Here is a 17180-nt window from a genome sequence, read left to right on the forward strand (position 1 = left end):
CAGGAAGATGCCACGAACCATGGGCCGCATCGTCGTCGCCGGGATCGAGACCACGCGCCCCGAATTCGAGAACCAGGTCGCCAGGGCCATGACCGGCCTCGCGCGCCTCGGGGTGTGCGAGGGCAGCGCGGTGCTGCTGCTGATGCGCAACGACATCGCCTTCCTGGTGGCGGCGCAGGCCGTCTCGCGGCTCGGCGCCTATCCGGTGCCGGCGAACTGGCACAACAAGCCGGACGAGATCGCGGTGATGCTGCGCGATTCCGGCGCCGGATGCGCCGTGGCGCATACGGATCTGGCGCGCTCCCACCTCGCCGACGGCGGCGTGACGGTGGTCGCGGTCAGGCCGCCGGGCGCCGCCGCGGAAGAGCAGGCAGACCAGGGTTGGATCGCCTGGGACTCGCTGCTCGCCGACAGCGAGCCGCATGCCGGGGCGGCGGTGCCGCAGCGCGGCGCCCTCATCTACACCTCCGGCACGACCAGCGCGCCGAAGGCGATCGACCGCGCGGCGATGACCCCGGCGCAGGCGGATGCGATGGCGGAATCGCAGCGCCTGACCTACGGCTTCCGCCCGGGCATGAGGGCGCTGATCTGCGGCCCGCTCTACCACTCCATGTCGATGTCCTACGCCTTCACCGCCATCCGCACCATGGGCGGGGACGGCGCGCTCTTCGTCGAGACGCGCTTCGACGAGCGGCGGATGCTGGAACTCGTGGAACGCGAGCGGATCACGCACCTGCTGATGGTGCCGGTGATGTTCATCCGCCTTCTGCGCCTCGACCCCGCCGAGCGCGCCGCCCGCGACGTCTCCTCCATCGAGGCGGTGACGCATTCGGCGGCGCCGTGCAGCCGCGAGGTGAAGGAGGCGATGGTCGCCTGGTGGGGGCCGGTGCTGCGGGAGTTCTACGGCGCCAGCGAGAGCGGGCCGGTGACGCTGCTCGCCGGCGAGGATTATCTCCGCAAGCCGGGATCGGTGGGGCGGCCGATGGCGGGCTGCTCCGTTCGCATCCTGGGCGAGGACGGGGCGACGCTGCCGGCCGGCGAGTCCGGCGATATCGCAGTGCGCAACGACTTCTACCCGGAATTCACCTACCGCCACCGGCCGGAGGAGCGGGCGAAGCTGGACCGCGACGGGCTGATCGCCACCGGCGATATCGGCTGCCTGGACGAGGAAGGCTTCCTGTTCCTGCGCGACCGCAAGAAGGACATGATCATCACCGGCGGGGTGAACGTGTACCCGGCCGAGATCGAGGGAATCATCCTCGAACGGCCCGAGGTGCGCGACTGCGCGGTGTTCGGCATCCCGGACGCCGAGTTCGGCGAGGCCATGGCCGCCCATATCGAGCTTTGCGTCGGGGTCGATCCCGACCTGGAGGCGATGCGCCGCCACCTCACCGACCGGCTCGCGAAATACAAGATCCCCAAGATCATCCACTTCACCGAAGGGCTGCCGCGCGACGACAACGGCAAGATCGCCAAGCGGCACCTCGCCGCGCCCTATTGGGCGGAGCAGGGGCGGCGCCCGTGAGGTTCCTCGCCGACCGCACCATCGCCGTGGTGGCCCATGGCGAGGTGCCGAACGCCAAGGCCTCCGGCCGCTCGGCGCTGGAACTCGGTGCGGCGGCGATGCGCGACGCGCTGCGCCGCTCGGGCATCCGCCCGGCCGAGATCGACGGCGTCCTCGCCACCACGCCGCTCTCGGAGGCGGGCGACCCGTTCTGGACCAACCTGCTGGTCGAGACGCTCGGCCTGTCGCCCGCTTGGCTGCAGGCGATCGACCTCGGCGGCGCCTCGGCGATCGCGGGCGTGGCGCGCGCCGCGGCGGCGATCCATGCCGGCGCCTGCGAGACCGTGCTCTGCCTCTTCGCCGATGCGCCCTCCACCCGCTATCTCGGCCGGCAGGGCGGGCATCGCGCCGAGATCGCCGACCCGGCCGGCTGGGGCGGCCCGGTGACCGGCTTCGGCCTGCTCGCCAGCGTCTATGCCGATCGTTACGGCTGGCCGGAGGCGGCGCTGGCGCGGCTCGCCGTGCAGCTCCGCGAGAATGCCACTCGCAACCCGAATGCCTGCGCCGAACTGGCCCGGCCGCTGACCGAGGAGGCCTACCGGCGCTCCCGCCCGATCGCCGATCCGCTGCGGCTGCTCGACTGCGTGATGCGCTGCGACGGCGCCAACGCGGTCATCGTCACCTCGACGGCGGCGGCGCGCCGGCGTGGCCTGGCCCGCGTGGCGCATCCGGTCGCCTATCGCGAGCTGACCAACCCCGATCCGCGCGGCGAGAGCGACGACCTGCTGGCCTCCGGCTTCGCCGTCGTCGGGCCGCGCGCACTGGCCGATGCCGGCCTCGCCGCCTCCGACATCCGCATGCTCCAGGCCTATGACGACTTCACCATCGCCGTGCTGCTGCAGCTGGAGGAAATCGGCTTCTGCGCCCGGGGCGAGGCGGGGGCCTTCGTGCTCGCCAACGACCTTTCCCCGGCCGGGCGGCTGCCCGTGAACACCGGCGGCGGCCAGCTTTCGGCCGGCCAGTGCGGGCTGGCGGGCGGCGGCATCGGGCTGGTGGAGGCGGTGCGGCAGATCCTCGGCGAGGCCGGGCCGCGCCAGGTGGCGGCGCCGCGCAACGCGATGGTCACCGGCCTGGGCGTGGTGCCCTATGCTGGCAATTGGGGCACCAGCGCCGTGCTCATCCTCGAAGGGGACAGCCCATGAGCGGCGGCATCGACCTGCCCGAGGCAGGGCTCGACGCGGCGAAGACCTTCTGGGCGCATCTCGCCGCCGGCGAGCTGCGGCTGCAATGCGACCCCGGCGCGGATCGCTGCCAGTTCTACCCGCGCCCGCTCAGCCTGGTCTCGCCGGACGGGGCGCTCGAATGGCGCGCCGTGCCGCGCACCGGCACGCTGCTGGCGCACACGCTGGTGCGGACGCCGGTGCCCGGCTTCCCGCTGCCGCCGCCCTATCGCGTCGGCCTGGTGCGCCTGGATGCCGGGCCGCGCCTGTTCGGCGTGGTCGAGGCCGAGGCGCCCACCATCGGCAGCCGGGTGGCGCTGGTGCCGACCGGCGCCCAGGCCGGGCTGCCGCCCGAGGCGGCGGAGGGCACGCCGCCGCTGCGCTTCCGGCCGGTCGCGGCGACCGGCGCATGAGCGCCCCGGCGGCGAGCGCCCTGCCGGACGCGGCTGCGGACGCCCCCGCCGGCACCGCGCCGGGCGGGCCGCTCGCCGGGCTGCGCGTGGTGGAATTCGCCGGCCTCGGGCCCGGCCCCTTCGCCTGCATGCTGCTGGCGGACATGGGCGCCGACGTCCTCACCATCCTGCGGCCCGGCGAGCGCCTGCCCGGTCCCGGCTCGATCCTCGGCCGGGGCCGCCGGGTGATCCAGCTCGACCTGAAGTCGGAGGGGGACCGGGCCGCCGTGCTGGCCTTGTGCGACCGCGCGGATGTGCTGGTCGAGGGCTTCCGGCCCGGCGTCATGGAGCGGCTCGGCCTCGGGCCCGAGGCGCTGGCGCGGCGCAACCCGCGTCTCATCTACGGCCGCATCACCGGCTGGGGGCAGGACGGGCCGCTGGCGCCGCGCGCCGGCCACGACATCAACTTCATCGCCCTGGCCGGCGCGCTGCACGCGATCGGCTCCGCAGATGGGCCGCCGGTGCCGCCGCTGAACCTGCTGGGCGACTATGCGGGCGGCAGCCTCTACCTCGTCTGCGGCGTGCTGGCGGCGCTGCTCGAACGGCAGCGTTCGGGGCGCGGGCAGACGGTGGACGCGGCCATGGTGGACGGCGTGCTGTCGCTGATGAGCGGCATCCTCGGCATGGCCCGCACGGGCCGCTTCACTGAGGCGCGCGGCACCAACCTCCTCGACGGCGGCGCGCCCTTCTACGCCGTGTACCGGACCGCCGATGGCGGCCATGTGAGCATCGGCGCGCTGGAACCCGCCTTCTTCGACATCCTCTGCGACCGGTTGGAGCTGCCGGCACCGCTGCGCGCGGCGCAGCGGGACCGCGCCGCCTGGCCCGATCTGCACGCGGCCTTCACCCGGATCTTCGCGAGCCGCCGCCGTGACGAATGGGAGGCGCTGCTCGGCGACGTCGATGCCTGCTTCGCGCCGGTGCTGCCGCTCTCCGAGCTGGAGGCGCACCCACATCACCGCGCGCGCGGCGCCTTCGTCACGGTCGGGGAGAGCCGGCAGCCGGCGCCGGCGCCGCGCTTCGGTCGCACGCCCTCGGGCATCCCCGCCGCCGCGCCAGGGCAGCCGATCGGGCGCGAGGCGGCCCTCGCCGCCTGGGCCGCCGCGCCGCCGGCACCGACCGGCGGCCGGCCCTGACGGCGGGTGGGCCCGGACGATGGTCGCGCCGCGACGCGGCGTCAGGCTCCGCGGGCGACCCGCGCTAGGCGTCGCGCCACTCGACGACCTCCGCGAGCGGTGCCCGGTCGGTGCGGAAGGCGTTGGCGGGATGCGCCGGGTCCTCGTAGCCGAAGGAGATGCCGCACAGCACCTGCCGCCCTTCCGGGATGCCGAGCCGCGCGCGGAGGATGGGCGCGTACATCGCCAGCGAGGCCTGCGCGATGCTCGCCACGCCCAGCGCCTGCGCCGCCAGCATGAAGCTGTTGACATAGGCGCCGCAATCGACCGCGCCGTAGGGGCCAAGCGCCGCCTCGGTGGTGACGATCGCGATGTGCGGCGCGCCGAAGAAGCGGAAATTCTCCAGCGCCTGCCGGCGGGAGGCCTCCCGGTCGCCCGCCGCCACGCCGGTCGCGGCGTAGAGCTGCAGGCCGGAGACGCGGCGCCGGTCCCGGTAGACGCCGAGATACTCCTGCGGGAACGGGATGTCGGGCGCGGGCGCACCCTCGCGCACCGCCTGGAGCACCGCCCCGCGCAATGCCTCCGTCGCGGCGCCGCTCGTCACATAGGCCTGCCAGGGCTGCGTGTTGCACCAGGAGGGCGTGCGCTGCGCGACCGCGAGGATGCGCTCGATCACCGCGCGCGGAACGCTATCGGGCCGGTAGCCGCGGCAGCTATGGCGCGTGCGCAGGAGCGTCTCGAGCGCCTCGATGGCGCCCTGGCCCGAGGCCGCGCCGGGCGGCGCTTCACCATCCATCATCGCGTCCTTCCCGTTTCCGCCAAGGTTCTTTCTCGAATTTCCACCGGCGCGCGGCGGTGTTCAGCCCGGCGCCAGGAAGCGCGTGACATGCGCCGCGAGGATCAGCGGGCATTCCTGCGCCGGGTAGTGGCCGCTGTCCGGCATCACGACAAGCTGCGCATTCGGCAGCGTCGCCAGCCAGGTGGCGCGGGCCACCGCCTCCGTGATGCCGGGGTCGTGCGCGCCGACGATCACCAGCGTCTCCGCCGTGACCGCGGCCGCCTCCCGCGCGAAATCCTCCAGCGCCCAGGATTCGAAGTAGGCGGCGAAGGCGTCCGGATCGCTGATGCGCATCGAGTGCTCGGCGACGCGCCGGCTCCAGATCGCCGGCAGGCGTCCGCCCGTCGTGTTGGCGACGATGCCCTGGCGCATGCCCACCACGTCCCGGGCCTTGCGGAACAGGCCGAGCCGCTGCTCGTCGAAGGGCGAGCGGCCGGCCCAGACGGGGGCGATGCCGCAGAGTTTCCCGACGCGCCCCGGCGCCTCGACCGCCACCCGCAGCGCCGCCTTGCCGCCCATGGAATGGCCGACCACGTCGAACCGCTCCCAGCCGAGCTCATCGGCCAGCGCCACCGCGTCGCGCGCGATCGTCGCGACGTCGTAGGGGCCTGGCTCGCCCCGCCGCGCGCCGAAGCCGCGGAACTCGACGCAGGCGAGGCTGAAGAGGTCGGGATCCATGGCGGCGAGCATCGCGTCGAAGTCGTGCGCGTCGCCGAACCAGCCATGGATCAGCACGGCGCGAACAGGCCCGTTGCCGTACCGGTATGCTTCCATCCCGCTTGCTCCACCTCGCATCGCCCGGCCATCGAACGGGCCGCGCGGGACACTAGCCAGGGAGCGCCCGGCGGGCTGCGCCGGCACGGCACCGCGTCTGTGCGCAGAAGGAAGAGAAGCAGGGAGGAGACGAAGATGCACAAGCCAGGGGGCCGGCGCTACTGCCTGAAGGGCCTTTCCTCGGAGATCCTGTCCTCGATCTTCGTGCCGCTGGAGATGCGCGGCGCCGCCGCGGTCGAGGGGCGCTACCACGTCACGGAGCTGGATTCGCTGCGCTTCATCCGCGCGCGCAGCCGCGGCGACCGGTACGAGGCGCGGCGGCGGCAGGACCACATCGCCGCCGGCGCGGACGGCCATTGCTTCGTCTGCCTGCCGCTGAGCCGCCCGACGCTGCTGCGGCAGGACGGCGCGAGCTGCCTCCTCGAACCCGGCGATCTCGGCTTCGTGGACTCGCGGCGGGAATACAGCATCGAGGTGCCGGCCGGCAGCGACACGCTGTGGCTGCGGCTCGACACGGCCCGGCTGGCCGGGCGCTTCCGGGCGACGCCGGAGATCTTCGCGCGGCGGATCGACGGCAGGTCCGGCATCGGCCGGCTCGCCGCCGGCTTCCTGCGCTCCGCGATCCGGACGGAGGGCGAGGTGCCGGTGCCGTCCAGGACGCTGGTCGCCACCGTCGCGACCGACCTGCTGGCCGAGGCGGCGGCCACGCTGCTGCAGGACCGGCCGTTCCGCTCGGGCAGCCAGCGCAGCTTCGACCGCGCCTGCCTGCACATCGACTGGCATGCCGACGATCCCGAGCTGTCGCCGGCTTCCATCGCCCAGGCGCTCGGTATCGGCACGCGCCATCTCAGCCAGCTCTTCGCCGATCGCGGCGAGACGGTGATGGGGCGCGTGCAGCGGCGGCGGCTGGAGCTGTGCCGGGCGCGGCTGGAGCGGGAGGTGTGGCGCCCGGGGCTGATCACCGAATTCGCCTACGCCGCCGGTTTCGGCAACGTCTCCAGCTTCAACCGGGCCTTCAAGGCGGCCTTCGATCGCACGCCGCGGGACGTGACCCTGCGCCAGCCCTGACCGGGCATGTCGCGGGCGGGGCTTTCCCGGCGCGCCCTGTCCGCGCAGCCCCGGTGCCGCCAGCGCAAAGACACGGCCCGCCCTGGCGTCCGATCATGCCGCCATGCCGTCAAGGGCAGGGCGAAGGACGCAGGGAGGGAATGACGGTGACGGACGCTGCCGAGACCGTGGCGCTGCTGGAGGAGCACATCCGCGCCGGGGCGGAACTGCCGGTCCTGCTGATGACCACGGCGCATCTGACGGGCGACTACGCGCTCCTCACGCCCGGCCGGCGGCCGGGCGTCGTGTTCGGCAAGCTGCGCTGCGAGGTCGAGCCGGACGAGCGGGAGGCCATCCTCGCCGACTGCGCCGAGCGCCTGCGCGGCTTCCTCGCCGCCGGCGCGCCGGTGCCGCCGCTGACCTTCGACGTGCTGCACCGCATCGCCGCCTGGGCCGTGGGCAAGGAGATCGAGCCCTTCGTGCCGCTGCTGGCCGAGGAGATGGTGCTGGGCAGCCAGGATCCCCGCCGCCCCGGCTGGTCCAAGGCGCGGATCGCGCCCGACCGCCCCTTCAGCGTCGGCATCGTCGGCGGCGGCGAGAGCGGCATCATCGCCGCGATCCGGCTCGCCCAGGCCGGCATCCCCTACACGCTGTACGAGAAGAACGCGGCGCTCGGCGGCACCTGGCTGGAGAACCGCTATCCGGGCTGCCGGGTGGACATCAACAGCTACGTCTACAGCTACGCCAGCGCGCCCGCCGCCTGGCCGGAATACTTCGGGCAGCAGCCCGAGGTGCTGGCCTACCTGCAAGACGTGGCACGGCAACACGGGGTGGAGGAACGGACGCGCTTCGGCTGCGCGGTGCAGGCCGCGCGCTGGGACGAGGCGGCGTCGGCGTGGGAGCTGCGCCTCGCCGACGATGGCGGCGAGGCGGTCCGCACGCACCAGGCGGTGATCTTCGCCGTCGGCCAGCTCAACCGCCCCGCCCTGCCCGACATCCCCGGCCGCGACGACTTCGCCGGTCCCGCCTTCCACTCCGCGCGCTGGGACCACGACGCCGCGCTCGACGGCAAGGATGTCGGCGTGATCGGCACGGGCGCCAGCGCCTGCCAGTTCATCCCGAAGGTCGCCGAGCGGGCCGGCAGCGTCCGTGTCTTCGCGCGCACCACAACCTGGCTGCTGCCGACGCCGGAGCTGCACGAGGCGCTGCCCGACAGCGCCCTGTGGCTGATGGCCAACCTGCCCGCCTACCGGCAATGGTACCGCGCCTCCATGCTGATGATGCAGGGCCCCGGGCTGCTCGACCGGATCACCCACGATCCGGCCTACCCCGCCTCGGAGCGCGCCATCTCCGAGAGCAACGATGCGCTGCGCGCCTCGCTGCAGGGCTGGATCGAGGCGCAGATCGCCGACCGCCCGGACCTGCGCGACGCGCTGATCCCGGACTCGCCGGTCGGCGCCAAGCGCATCCTGCGCGACAACGGTTCCTGGATCCGGGCGCTGCGGCGCGACAACCTGCGCGTGGTCCGCACGCGGATCGAGCGGATCGTGCCGGACGGCCTCGTCACCACGGACGGGGAGCACCACCGGCTCGACGCGCTGATCTACGGCACCGGCTTCCAGGCCGCGCGCTTCCTGCAGCCGATGACGATCACCGGCCGGGGTGGCGTGGACCTGCACGAGCACTGGGGCGAGAACCCGCGCGCCTATCTCGGACTCACCGTGCCGAACTTCCCGAACATGTTCGTCATGTACGGGCCCAACACCAACCTGGTGGTGCATGGCGGCAGCATCATCCTGTTCTCGGAGCTTTCCGCGAAGTACATCCTCGGCGCGATCCGCTGCCTGCTCGACGCCGATGCGCGCTCCCTGGAAGTGCGCGGCGACATCCACGAGACCTACAACGCGCGGGTGGACGCGACGAACGCCCGGCGCGCCTGGGGCTGGTCCGGCGTCAGCAGCTGGTACAAGAACGGCGAGGGGCGGGTGACGCAGAACTTCCCCTTCACCATCGCCGAGTACTGGCAGCGCACCGACCGCTTCGAGCCGGGCGAGTACCTCCTCCGCTAGAGGATGCCCTCGTCACCAAGGTCCCGCCGCCCGAGGCGACACGGGGGCGGACAGGAAGCACCAGGGCGGCGCGCGCAGGACCGCCCGGAACCGGCCATGCCGGCAGGAAGCAGGGGAAACGGCGTGATGCATGCGGATACGGATGCGGGGCCGATCGGCTCGATCACTCACAGGGACAGGAATCCCGCCGACGCCGCGACGACGCCCGGCCCGATTGCCGAGGGGCTGCACCTGCTCGGCGGCAGCGTCGCCATCGACGAGCGGATCTCGTGGTACCCGGCGGCGGAGGCAGGCCGCCACCTTCCCTTCAACAGCTACCTGCTGGCCGATGCCGGCAGCCTGCTGCTGCTGGAGGCGGGCGTGCCCGCCGTGTTTCCCGCGCTCGCGGCGCAGCTCGACGGAATCGCCCGCGCCGGGCAGGGGCCGACGCGGCTGGCGGTCACGCGGAACGAGCCGGACTGCGTCGCCAACATCCCCGGGCTGGTCCGCCTGACCGGGCTGCGCACCGTCCATTCCCCGGGGCTGCTGAACACGCTGCAATTCTTCTCCGACGACACGGCGGCGCTGCGCGAGGGCAGCTTCCTCGACACCGCCACGGAATTGCAGATGCTGGACTTCGGCGTGACCTGCGCCCGCGTCGCGCCGGGAGACACGGTACCGGTCTCGGAGCGCCGCGGACTGGAGGTCATCCAGGCGCCACTGCGGGTCCTGCCGACCGTCTGGTACTACGACCGGCTCAGCCGGACCCTGTTCTGCTCCGACAGCTTCTCCGACGAGACGGCGGCGGCGCCCGACCAACGGCTCCTTGCCGACGTGGCGCCGCACGACGTGCTGGTGGCCCGCTGCCTGGAGAATTTCGCGCTGAAATTCGACTGGCTCGCGCGCAGCCGGCTGGCCCCGATCATCGGGCAGGTCGAGGCGATCTTCGCCCGCCACGACATCGAGACGCTGGCGCCGAGCCGGGGCCTCGTCATCCGTGGCGCGGCCGCGGTCCGCGCCAAGCAGTCGGCGATGCTCGCGGCGCTCCGCCAGCTCGAATCCCGCCACTGAGGAGGAACCAGCCATGTCCGATGCCGCTGCCGAGGGGCGCGCCGGCGATGCCGCGCCCGCGACCAACCGGATGGACTACCACGGCTTCTCCACCCGGCAGTTCACCGACAGCGCCTACCTGCTGACCGGCTGCTTCCACATGCGGATGTACGGCCGGGAGTTCCACACCCACGCCTCGGCCTACCTGCTGCGCGGCAGCGCCGGCGCCGTCCTGATCGACACCGGCCACGCCAAGGACGGGCCACGTATCGAGGCCTTCATCCGCTCCGTCGTCGGCGACGAGCTGACCTACATCTTCCCGACGCACGAGGAATACCCGCATGCCGGCAACCTCGGCGCGCTGCTGACCGCCTTCCCGAAGGCGACGGCGGTGGGCGAGGTGCGCAACCTGCACCTGTACCACCCCGGGCACGCCCGCGCCGGCCGCTTCCGGCAGATGCACACGGGAGAGACGCTGTCGCTCGGCGACCGCACGCTCAGCGTCCTCCCCGCCCTCGTCCACGACCTGCCGGCGACGGCCTGGGCGCATGACGACAGGGACGGGCTGCTCTTCGTCTCCGACGCCTTCGGCTTCTCGCACTACGCGACCGACCAGTGCGCGCTGCTGACGCGCGAGATGCCCTTCCGGCCGACGCTGGAGGACACGCGGATGGTGCTCGACCTCGCGCTCTACTGGGCGCGCTTCGCCGACAACCATCCCCTGGTCGCGGAGTTCCGCCGCATGCTGGCGCGGTATCCGACGACCATGATCTGCCCGGCGCACGGCAACGTGGTCACCGAGGTCGCGGCGCTCACCGCGTTGATGGAGGAGGCCCTGCTGAGCAATGGTATCACCCTGCCAGCCGGGCGCCCGGCAGCCGGGTGATGCCAATGAGGCGCGGCTTGCGTCGCGGGAGAAGCTGGTTTGTAGAAATTCGGACCGCTCGTAGGGGTGCCGTTGCTGGGGCGTCCAGAAAGGCTGGCGACCCGGCTGCGGATCATCCGCCACGCGAGACCGGCCTGAGCGCGGCCATGGTCATCAACATCCGCCCATAGGCGGCGGGGGGGGCGGCGGTTCTCGGGGCACCGGCGCCGGGACCGAGCCGCTCCCGACCCCGCGGCGGAACAGCCTCGCCCGTCCTCCCGAGCGGAGGGCAACCCCAAAGCCCCGTGGCCTCACGCCGAGGTCACGGGGCTTTTCGCATGTCTGCTCCGCCCCCCGCTGCCGGGGAGCCATTGCCCGGTCGCGGCCGCACAATGCGAATTTAAATCGTGGTGCTGGTGATTTTACGATTCCAAAGATGATTTTGCATCTTGAACCACGGTCATGGAGGTGGAATCATACTGCGGCAATCAGCCGTCCAACCAGCCAAGCGGAGGAGGGGGAACAGATGCGCCACATGCCAGCCATCCGATGTCGGCCTCCTGGCCGCCTGCTGAACCGGCCTTCCTGCCCGACCTGAACCCGGCAGGTCACGGCCCCGTAGCCGTGACGCCCATCTCCCCATGCCGCGCCATCCGGCGCCCAGTTTCCAAGGAGCCCCGTATGTCCGGGCAATCCCTGTCCGTGCCCGCCCTCGCGCGGGGCACGCCACCGCGCCGGCTGGGTCTCCCCCGCAACCTCGGTGCGGCGCGGCGCTTCGTGGTGCCGGTGCTGCTTCTGCTGCTGTGGCAGCTTGCCGCACAGAGCGGCCTCGTCTCGACACGGCTCCTCGCGCCGCCCTCGGCGATTGCCGCTGCGGCCTGGCAACTCATCGCCTCGGGGGAACTCGGCTATCACCTGGCCGTCTCGCTCCAGCGGGTGGCGATCGGCCTTTCCATCGCCCTCGTGGCGGGCGTGTCGCTCGGCCTCCTGGCCGGCCTGTCGCGCCTCGGCGAGGATCTGGTCGACGCCACGCTGCAGATGCTGCGGGCCCTGCCCTTCCTGGCGCTGGTGCCGCTGCTCATTCTCTGGCTCGGCATCGGCGAGGCGACGAAGATCGCGCTCGTCGCGCTGGGCGCCGCCTTCCCGATCTACCTGACCCTCTTCGGCGGCATCCGTGGCGTCGATCCCAAGCTGCTGGAGGCCGGCCGCGTCTTCGGGCTGAGCCGGGCCGGGGTGATCCGGCACATCATCCTGCCCGGGGCGCTGCCGCAGGCCCTGGTCGGGCTGCGCTACGCGCTCGGCACCGCCTGGCTCAGCCTGGTGGTGGGCGAGCAGATCAACGCCACGGCGGGCATCGGCTACCTGGTGATGGATGCGCGGGAATTCCTGCGGACCGACATCATCCTGGTCGGCCTGGCGATCTATGCGCTGCTCGGCCTCGGCGCCGACCAGCTGGTGCGCATGATCGAGCGGAAGGCGCTCGCCTGGCGTCCCTCCGTGCTGGGGGAGCGCTGAGCGATGCCGGATCCCGTCCTGCGCCTCAGCCGTTTCACGCGGCGCTTCCATGGCCCCGCGGCGCCGCCGGTCCTCGACCGCCTCGACCTGACGATCCCCGCCGGCGAGTTCGTCGCGCTGCTCGGCCGCAGCGGCTCCGGCAAGACGACGCTGCTGCGCACCCTGGCGGGGCTCGACCCGGTGACGGAGGGCACCGCCAGCCTTCCCGCGCGCCGCGCCGTGGTGTTCCAGGAGCCACGCCTGCTGCCCTGGAAGCCGGTCTGGCGCAACGTGGCGCTCGGCCTGCCCGGCGAGGCGGCCGTTACCCGGCAACGCGCGCTCGCCGCGTTGCAGGAGGTGGAATTGTCGCACCGCGCCACCGCCTGGCCGCTGACGCTCTCGGGTGGCGAGGCGCAGCGCGTCGGCTTGGCGCGCGCCCTGGTGCGCGAGCCGGAGCTGCTGCTGCTCGACGAGCCCTTCGCCGCGCTCGACGCGCTGACCCGGCTGCGCATGCAGTCCCTGGTCGGCGAGCTGTGGCAGCGCCACCGCCCCGCCGTGCTGCTGGTGACCCATGACGTCGAGGAGGCGCTGCTGCTGGCCGATCGCGTCCTCGTCCTGGCCGCCGGCCGGCTGGTGGAGGATCTGGCGGTCGATCTGCCGCGGCCTCGCCGGCGCGCGGCGGCGGCCTTCGACACGCTGCGGGTGCGGCTGCTCGCCACGCTCGGCGTGGACGAGAACGGCCACGATGCCACCGCCAGGGCGGCCTGACATGCCGGCGCGCCACCCGGCCCGGGCCCGATGTCGCCGCGCGCCGGACCCGCTTCGCCGTGCCCGCCCACGCCATCCTGCCGCACTGGACTCCAGGCCATGACCGCCACCACACGCCGGGCCCTGCTCGGCGCCTCCACCCTGCTCGCCGCGCCCGCCGGGCTGCGGGCCCAGTCCACGCCGAAGGTGCTCCGCGTCGGCAACCAGCGCGGCGGCCTCCGCTCGCTGCTGGAGGTCTCCGGCGTCGCCGAGGACCTGCCCTACCGCATCGACTGGAGCGAGTTTCCGGCGGCCCAGCCGCTGCTCGAGGCGCTGAACGCCAATGCCGTCGATCTCGGGACGATGGGCGACCTGAACTTCTTCAGCGTCTATTCCTCGGGCGCGCCGATCAAGGCGTTCTCGGCCTCGCGCTCCGACGGCGCCTCGCAGGCGATCATCGTGCGCGGCGACGGCCCCATCCGGGAGGTCGCCGACCTGCGCGGCAAGCGGGTCGCGGCCGCGCGCGGCGGCTGGACCCACTACTCCCTGCTGGCGATCCTGCACCGGGCCGGCATCCCCTTCTCGGATGTCCGCTTCGCCTGGCTGCTGCCCGCCGAGGCGGCGCTGGCCTTCCGCACCGGCGAGGTCGATGCCTGGTCGATCTGGGAGCCCTATACCTCGCTGGAGGTGCTGAATTTCGGTGCCCGGGTGCTCGCCGATGCGCGGGGCCTGACGCCTTCGGCGAGCCTCCTCGCGGTGAACAACCGCGCCCTCGCCGAGCGGCGGGAGCAGTTGCAGGATTTCGTCCAGCGCGATGCCCGCGCCTGGGGCTGGGCGCAGGCGAACCGCGCCGCCCATGCCCGCGCCACGGCGCAGATCATCCGCCAGCCGGAGCCGGTCCTGCTGCGCGCCTATGAGGTCAACCGCACGCGCGCCGTGCCGATCGACGATGCGCTGATCCGCGAATTCCAGCAGGCCGTCGACCAGGCCCATGCCTGGGGCGTCATCCCGGGCCAGGTCAAGGTCGCCGAGGCCGTGGACCAGAGCTTCACCCGCAGCCTCAAGGCCTGACCGATGCGCCCCATCCTCACCCGCCGCCTCCTCGGCACGGCCGCGCTCGGCCTCCTCGCCGCCCCGGCGCTGGCGCAATCGACCCCGGTGCTCCGGATCGGCAACCAGAAGGGCGGGCTGCGCTCGCTGATCGAGGCCTCCGGCGCCGGACGCGACCTGCCCTACCGCATCGAATGGAGCGAGTTCCCGGCCGCCGCCCCACTGCTCGAGGCGCTGAACGCCGGCGCGCTCGATCTCGGCTACCAGGGCGACCTCGCCTTCCTGACGGTCTTCGCCTCCGGCGCGCCGCTGCGCGGCATCGGCGTGGCGCGCCCCTCGCCCGCCGGCCAGGGCATCCTGGTGCGCGACGACCGGATCCGCAGCCTCGCCGATCTGCGCGGCCGCCGCATCGCCGGCAACCGCGGCGGCTGGGGCCACTACCTCATCCGCGCCGCGCTCAAGCGGGAAGGCATCGCGCCGGAGGCGGTGACGATCAACTTCCTGCCCCCGACGGATGCGCTGCTCGCCTTCCGCTCCGGCGCGGTCGATGCCTGGGCGATCTGGGAGCCCTACATCTCCGTCGAGATCCAGCAATTCGGCGCCCGGACGCTGGTGGACGGCAAGGGACTGACCCCCTCCATCATGTTCGTCTCGGCGCATGAACAGGCGATCCGCGACAAGCGGCCGCAGCTCGCCGATTTCCTGCGCCGCTTCGCCGCCGGCTGGGACTGGGCGCGCGGGCACATCCCGGACTATGCGCGCTACAACGCCGCCCTGACCCGCATCCCCGAGGCCGCGTTGCAGCGCGCCTATGCGATCGAGGCAACGGCCGCGGCGCCGCTCGACGAGGCGGTGGTGCAGGAGTTTCAGGCGGCGGCCGACCAGGCCGTGGAATTCGGCCTGCTGCGCGAGCGCGTCGCGGTGCGCGGCGCGCTCGATCTCGGCTTCGCGCCGGCGGCGAGGGGCTGAGCCATGGCCAGCCTGCCCCGTCTCGACCTCCGCCGCCTCACCACCGACCGCGCGGCCTTCCTGGCGGCGCTGCGGGCCGCGGCGCGCGATCCCGGCTTCTTCTACCTGACTGGCCATGGCGTCGATCCGGCGCTGGAGGCCAATGTGGTGCGCGAGGCGCATCGCTTCTTCGCCCTGCCCGAGGCGGAGAAGCTCGCGGTGCAGATGGTCCACTCGCCGCATTTCCGCGGCTACAACCGGGCCGGCGCCGAGCTGACCCGCGGCCGGCCGGACTGGCGCGAGCAGTTCGACGTCCATGCCGAGCGGCCGCCGCTGCCGCCGCGGCCGGGCGCGCCGGCCTGGACGAGGCTGCAGGGCCCCAATCTCTGGCCCGCGGCCCAGCCATCGCTGCGCCCCGCCCTGCTCGCCTGGCAGACGGCGTTGACGGATCTCGGCCTCGGCCTGCTGCGCGCCTTCGCCGAGGCCCTGGAGCAGCCGGCCGATGCGTTCGAGCCGCTGCATGGCGATGCGCCGGGACAGAACCTGAAGATCATCCGCTACCCCGCCCTCGCCCGGGATGCGGAGGAGCAGGGCGTCGGCCCGCACAAGGATAGCGGGCTGCTCAGCTTCGTCCTGCAGGACGCGGTGGGCGGGCTGCAGGTCGAGACCCGCGACGGCTGGGTAGACGCGCCGCCGATCCCCGGCACCTTCGTGGTCAATATCGGCGAGTTGCTGGAGCTCGCCTCCGACGGCTATCTGCGGGCCACGGTGCACCGCGTGCTCAGCCCGCGCGGCGCCGACCGCCTCTCGGTCGCCTTCTTCCTCGGCGCCAGGCTGGAGGCGACGGTGCCGGTGCTCGCCCTGCCGCCGCATCTGGCGCGCGAGGCCGAGGGGCCGGAGGCCGATCCCGCCAATCCCCTGCTGCGCTCCGTCGGCGAGAACATCCTGAAGGGGCGGCTGCGCTCGCATCCGGACGTGGCCGAGCGGCATTACACCGATCTGCTGGCGGAGACGGCCCGATGATGCGCCGCCGCCCCATCCTCGGCGCCCTGGCCGCCAGCCTGCTGCCCCTGCCCCTGCCCACGCTGGCGCAGGGCAACTGGCCGGACCGGCCGGTGCGCCTCGTCGTGCCCTGGCCCGCCGGCGGGCCGACCGACAGCTTCGCCCGGGCGCTGGCCCGCGAGCTGGCGCCGCTGCTCGGCCAGCCGGTGGTGATCGACAACCGCGCCGGCGCCTCCGGCACCGTCGGCATCCAGCATGTCGCGCGCGGCCCGGCGGATGGCCACACGCTGCTGGTGGCGAACACCACCGCCTATGTCGGCAGCGTCGTCGCCCTGGCCGATACGGTGCAGTTCGACCCATTGCAGGATTTCGTCCCGGTCGGGCTCTTCGTCGAATCCTACAGCGTGCTCTGGGCGCATCCCTCGCTCGGTCTGCGGGATTTCGACGCGCTGCTGGAGCGGGCGCGCGACGCCGCCCGGCCGCGGCTCGCCTTCGGCACCACCGGCAGCGGCTCGGTCTCCGAGCAATCGGTGGAGCAGCTGGCGCGGCATTACCGGCTGGACCTCACCAAGGTGCCCTATCGCGGCACCGCGCCGCAGGTCACCGATCTGGTGGCCGGCCATGTGCAGATCGGCACGGCCGACTTCGCCACCGCCGCGCCGCACTACCAGGACGGGCGGCTGCGGCCCCTCCTCGTCATCGGCCGCAGCCGCCTGCCGGAGCTCCCCGACACCCCGACCACCTTCGAGCTGGGGCTGACGGAGCCCGACTTCACGGTCTGGAACGGCCTATTCGCGCCAGCCGCGACGCCCGGGCCGGTGGTGGAGCGGTTGCAGGCGAGCCTCGGCACCGCGCTCCGCACCGAGGCGATGCGGGCGGTTACCGGGGGCAACGGCAACCGCGCCATCGAGCAGACCGGCGAGGCCGCCCGCCGCCGCATCGCCCAGGACCTGGACAGCCGCCGCCGCTTCGCCCGCGGCCTCATCGCGGACGGCAGCTGAGCCGGCCCGCACGCAACCGAGGGAG

The 17180-nt window shown here is 73.2% G+C and carries 16 protein-coding genes; 14 read left to right on the top strand and 2 right to left on the bottom strand.

Features of this window, described 5'->3' with window-relative positions; translation table 11 throughout:
• The first annotated feature begins 7 nt into the window (after positions 1-7).
• Genes DOO78_RS20785 through DOO78_RS20800 form a run of 4 tightly spaced genes read left to right on the top strand, consistent with a single transcriptional unit; the run spans position 8 to position 4312 of the window.
• On the top strand, positions 8-1525 hold the full coding sequence (locus DOO78_RS20785; protein ID WP_207802991.1) for an AMP-binding protein: 1518 nt from the start codon (positions 8-10) through the stop codon (positions 1523-1525).
• On the top strand, positions 1522-2706 hold the full coding sequence (locus tag DOO78_RS20790) for a thiolase family protein (protein WP_207802992.1): 1185 nt from the start codon (positions 1522-1524) through the stop codon (positions 2704-2706). Before DOO78_RS20785 ends, DOO78_RS20790 begins: the two co-directional genes overlap by 4 nt.
• Positions 2703-3137, top strand: coding sequence for a Zn-ribbon domain-containing OB-fold protein (locus tag DOO78_RS20795; RefSeq protein ID WP_111471800.1), 435 nt, complete (start codon positions 2703-2705; stop codon positions 3135-3137). The genes DOO78_RS20790 and DOO78_RS20795 overlap by 4 nt, the downstream gene beginning before the upstream one ends.
• Positions 3134-4312: a CaiB/BaiF CoA transferase family protein gene (locus tag DOO78_RS20800; protein WP_111471801.1), complete on the top strand. Its 1179-nt coding sequence runs from the start codon at positions 3134-3136 to the stop codon at positions 4310-4312. The genes DOO78_RS20795 and DOO78_RS20800 overlap by 4 nt, the downstream gene beginning before the upstream one ends.
• 64 nt (positions 4313-4376) lie before the next feature.
• On the opposite strand, the gene DOO78_RS20805 is transcribed toward DOO78_RS20800, so the two are convergent.
• Together DOO78_RS20805 and DOO78_RS20810 are read right to left on the bottom strand one after the other, a co-directional pair.
• Positions 4377-5090, bottom strand: coding sequence for a nitroreductase (locus DOO78_RS20805; protein ID WP_207802993.1), 714 nt, complete (start codon positions 5088-5090; stop codon positions 4377-4379).
• Positions 5091-5150: 60 nt separating this feature from the next.
• Entirely contained in the window at positions 5151-5903 is a 753-nt protein-coding gene (locus tag DOO78_RS20810) for an alpha/beta fold hydrolase (RefSeq protein ID WP_165839007.1), read from the bottom strand.
• 135 nt (positions 5904-6038) lie between these two features.
• Here DOO78_RS20810 and DOO78_RS20815 point away from each other — a divergent pair, with 135 nt between their 5' ends.
• From DOO78_RS20815 to DOO78_RS20860, 10 genes are all read left to right on the top strand, one after another.
• Positions 6039-6971, top strand: coding sequence for an AraC-like ligand-binding domain-containing protein (locus DOO78_RS20815; RefSeq protein ID WP_165839008.1), 933 nt, complete (start codon positions 6039-6041; stop codon positions 6969-6971).
• A 146-nt stretch (positions 6972-7117) separates the two neighbouring features.
• Positions 7118-9019 (top strand): flavin-containing monooxygenase, encoded by a 1902-nt coding sequence (locus DOO78_RS20820; protein ID WP_207802994.1) that lies wholly within the window; start codon positions 7118-7120, stop codon positions 9017-9019.
• Between the two features lie 126 nt (positions 9020-9145).
• A complete protein-coding gene (locus DOO78_RS20825; RefSeq protein WP_111471805.1) occupies positions 9146-10069 on the top strand; it encodes a hypothetical protein in 924 nt (307 codons plus the stop codon).
• A 13-nt stretch (positions 10070-10082) separates the two neighbouring features.
• Positions 10083-10934, top strand: a complete 852-nt coding sequence (locus DOO78_RS20830) for an MBL fold metallo-hydrolase (protein WP_111471806.1) — start codon at positions 10083-10085, stop codon at positions 10932-10934.
• Between the two features lie 660 nt (positions 10935-11594).
• Positions 11595-12428, top strand: coding sequence for an ABC transporter permease subunit (locus tag DOO78_RS20835; RefSeq protein ID WP_111471807.1), 834 nt, complete (start codon positions 11595-11597; stop codon positions 12426-12428).
• Positions 12429-12431: 3 nt separating this feature from the next.
• Positions 12432-13175, top strand: coding sequence for an ABC transporter ATP-binding protein (locus DOO78_RS20840; protein ID WP_111471808.1), 744 nt, complete (start codon positions 12432-12434; stop codon positions 13173-13175).
• A gap of 99 nt (positions 13176-13274) precedes the next feature.
• Positions 13275-14225: an ABC transporter substrate-binding protein gene (locus tag DOO78_RS20845; protein WP_165839009.1), complete on the top strand. Its 951-nt coding sequence runs from the start codon at positions 13275-13277 to the stop codon at positions 14223-14225.
• 3 nt (positions 14226-14228) lie between these two features.
• Entirely contained in the window at positions 14229-15173 is a 945-nt protein-coding gene (locus DOO78_RS20850) for an ABC transporter substrate-binding protein (RefSeq protein WP_111471810.1), read from the top strand.
• Between the two features lie 3 nt (positions 15174-15176).
• On the top strand, positions 15177-16175 hold the full coding sequence (locus DOO78_RS20855) for an isopenicillin N synthase family dioxygenase (protein WP_111471811.1): 999 nt from the start codon (positions 15177-15179) through the stop codon (positions 16173-16175).
• Positions 16172-17155, top strand: a complete 984-nt coding sequence (locus DOO78_RS20860; protein ID WP_111471812.1) for a Bug family tripartite tricarboxylate transporter substrate binding protein — start codon at positions 16172-16174, stop codon at positions 17153-17155. The genes DOO78_RS20855 and DOO78_RS20860 overlap by 4 nt, the downstream gene beginning before the upstream one ends.
• Positions 17156-17180 lie beyond the last annotated feature (25 nt).

The sequence above is a fragment of the Roseicella frigidaeris genome (genome assembly GCF_003258945.1).
Lineage (GTDB): Bacteria > Pseudomonadota > Alphaproteobacteria > Acetobacterales > Acetobacteraceae > Paracraurococcus > Paracraurococcus frigidaeris.

What these genes read in the sequence shown, in the direction of transcription:
- DOO78_RS20785 (WP_207802991.1), top strand. Translation starts at nt 8, where the DNA reads ATGCCACGAACCATGGGCCGCATCGTCGTCGCCGGGATCGAGACCACG.
- DOO78_RS20795 (WP_111471800.1), top strand. Translation starts at nt 2,703, where the DNA reads ATGAGCGGCGGCATCGACCTGCCCGAGGCAGGGCTCGACGCGGCGAAG.
- DOO78_RS20800 (WP_111471801.1), top strand. Translation starts at nt 3,134, where the DNA reads ATGAGCGCCCCGGCGGCGAGCGCCCTGCCGGACGCGGCTGCGGACGCC.
- DOO78_RS20805 (WP_207802993.1), bottom strand. Translation starts at nt 5,090, where the DNA reads ATGATGGATGGTGAAGCGCCGCCCGGCGCGGCCTCGGGCCAGGGCGCC.
- DOO78_RS20810 (WP_165839007.1), bottom strand. Translation starts at nt 5,903, where the DNA reads ATGGAAGCATACCGGTACGGCAACGGGCCTGTTCGCGCCGTGCTGATC.
- DOO78_RS20815 (WP_165839008.1), top strand. Translation starts at nt 6,039, where the DNA reads ATGCACAAGCCAGGGGGCCGGCGCTACTGCCTGAAGGGCCTTTCCTCG.
- DOO78_RS20825 (WP_111471805.1), top strand. Translation starts at nt 9,146, where the DNA reads ATGCATGCGGATACGGATGCGGGGCCGATCGGCTCGATCACTCACAGG.
- DOO78_RS20830 (WP_111471806.1), top strand. Translation starts at nt 10,083, where the DNA reads ATGTCCGATGCCGCTGCCGAGGGGCGCGCCGGCGATGCCGCGCCCGCG.
- DOO78_RS20835 (WP_111471807.1), top strand. Translation starts at nt 11,595, where the DNA reads ATGTCCGGGCAATCCCTGTCCGTGCCCGCCCTCGCGCGGGGCACGCCA.
- DOO78_RS20840 (WP_111471808.1), top strand. Translation starts at nt 12,432, where the DNA reads ATGCCGGATCCCGTCCTGCGCCTCAGCCGTTTCACGCGGCGCTTCCAT.
- DOO78_RS20845 (WP_165839009.1), top strand. Translation starts at nt 13,275, where the DNA reads ATGACCGCCACCACACGCCGGGCCCTGCTCGGCGCCTCCACCCTGCTC.
- DOO78_RS20850 (WP_111471810.1), top strand. Translation starts at nt 14,229, where the DNA reads ATGCGCCCCATCCTCACCCGCCGCCTCCTCGGCACGGCCGCGCTCGGC.
- DOO78_RS20855 (WP_111471811.1), top strand. Translation starts at nt 15,177, where the DNA reads ATGGCCAGCCTGCCCCGTCTCGACCTCCGCCGCCTCACCACCGACCGC.
- DOO78_RS20860 (WP_111471812.1), top strand. Translation starts at nt 16,172, where the DNA reads ATGATGCGCCGCCGCCCCATCCTCGGCGCCCTGGCCGCCAGCCTGCTG.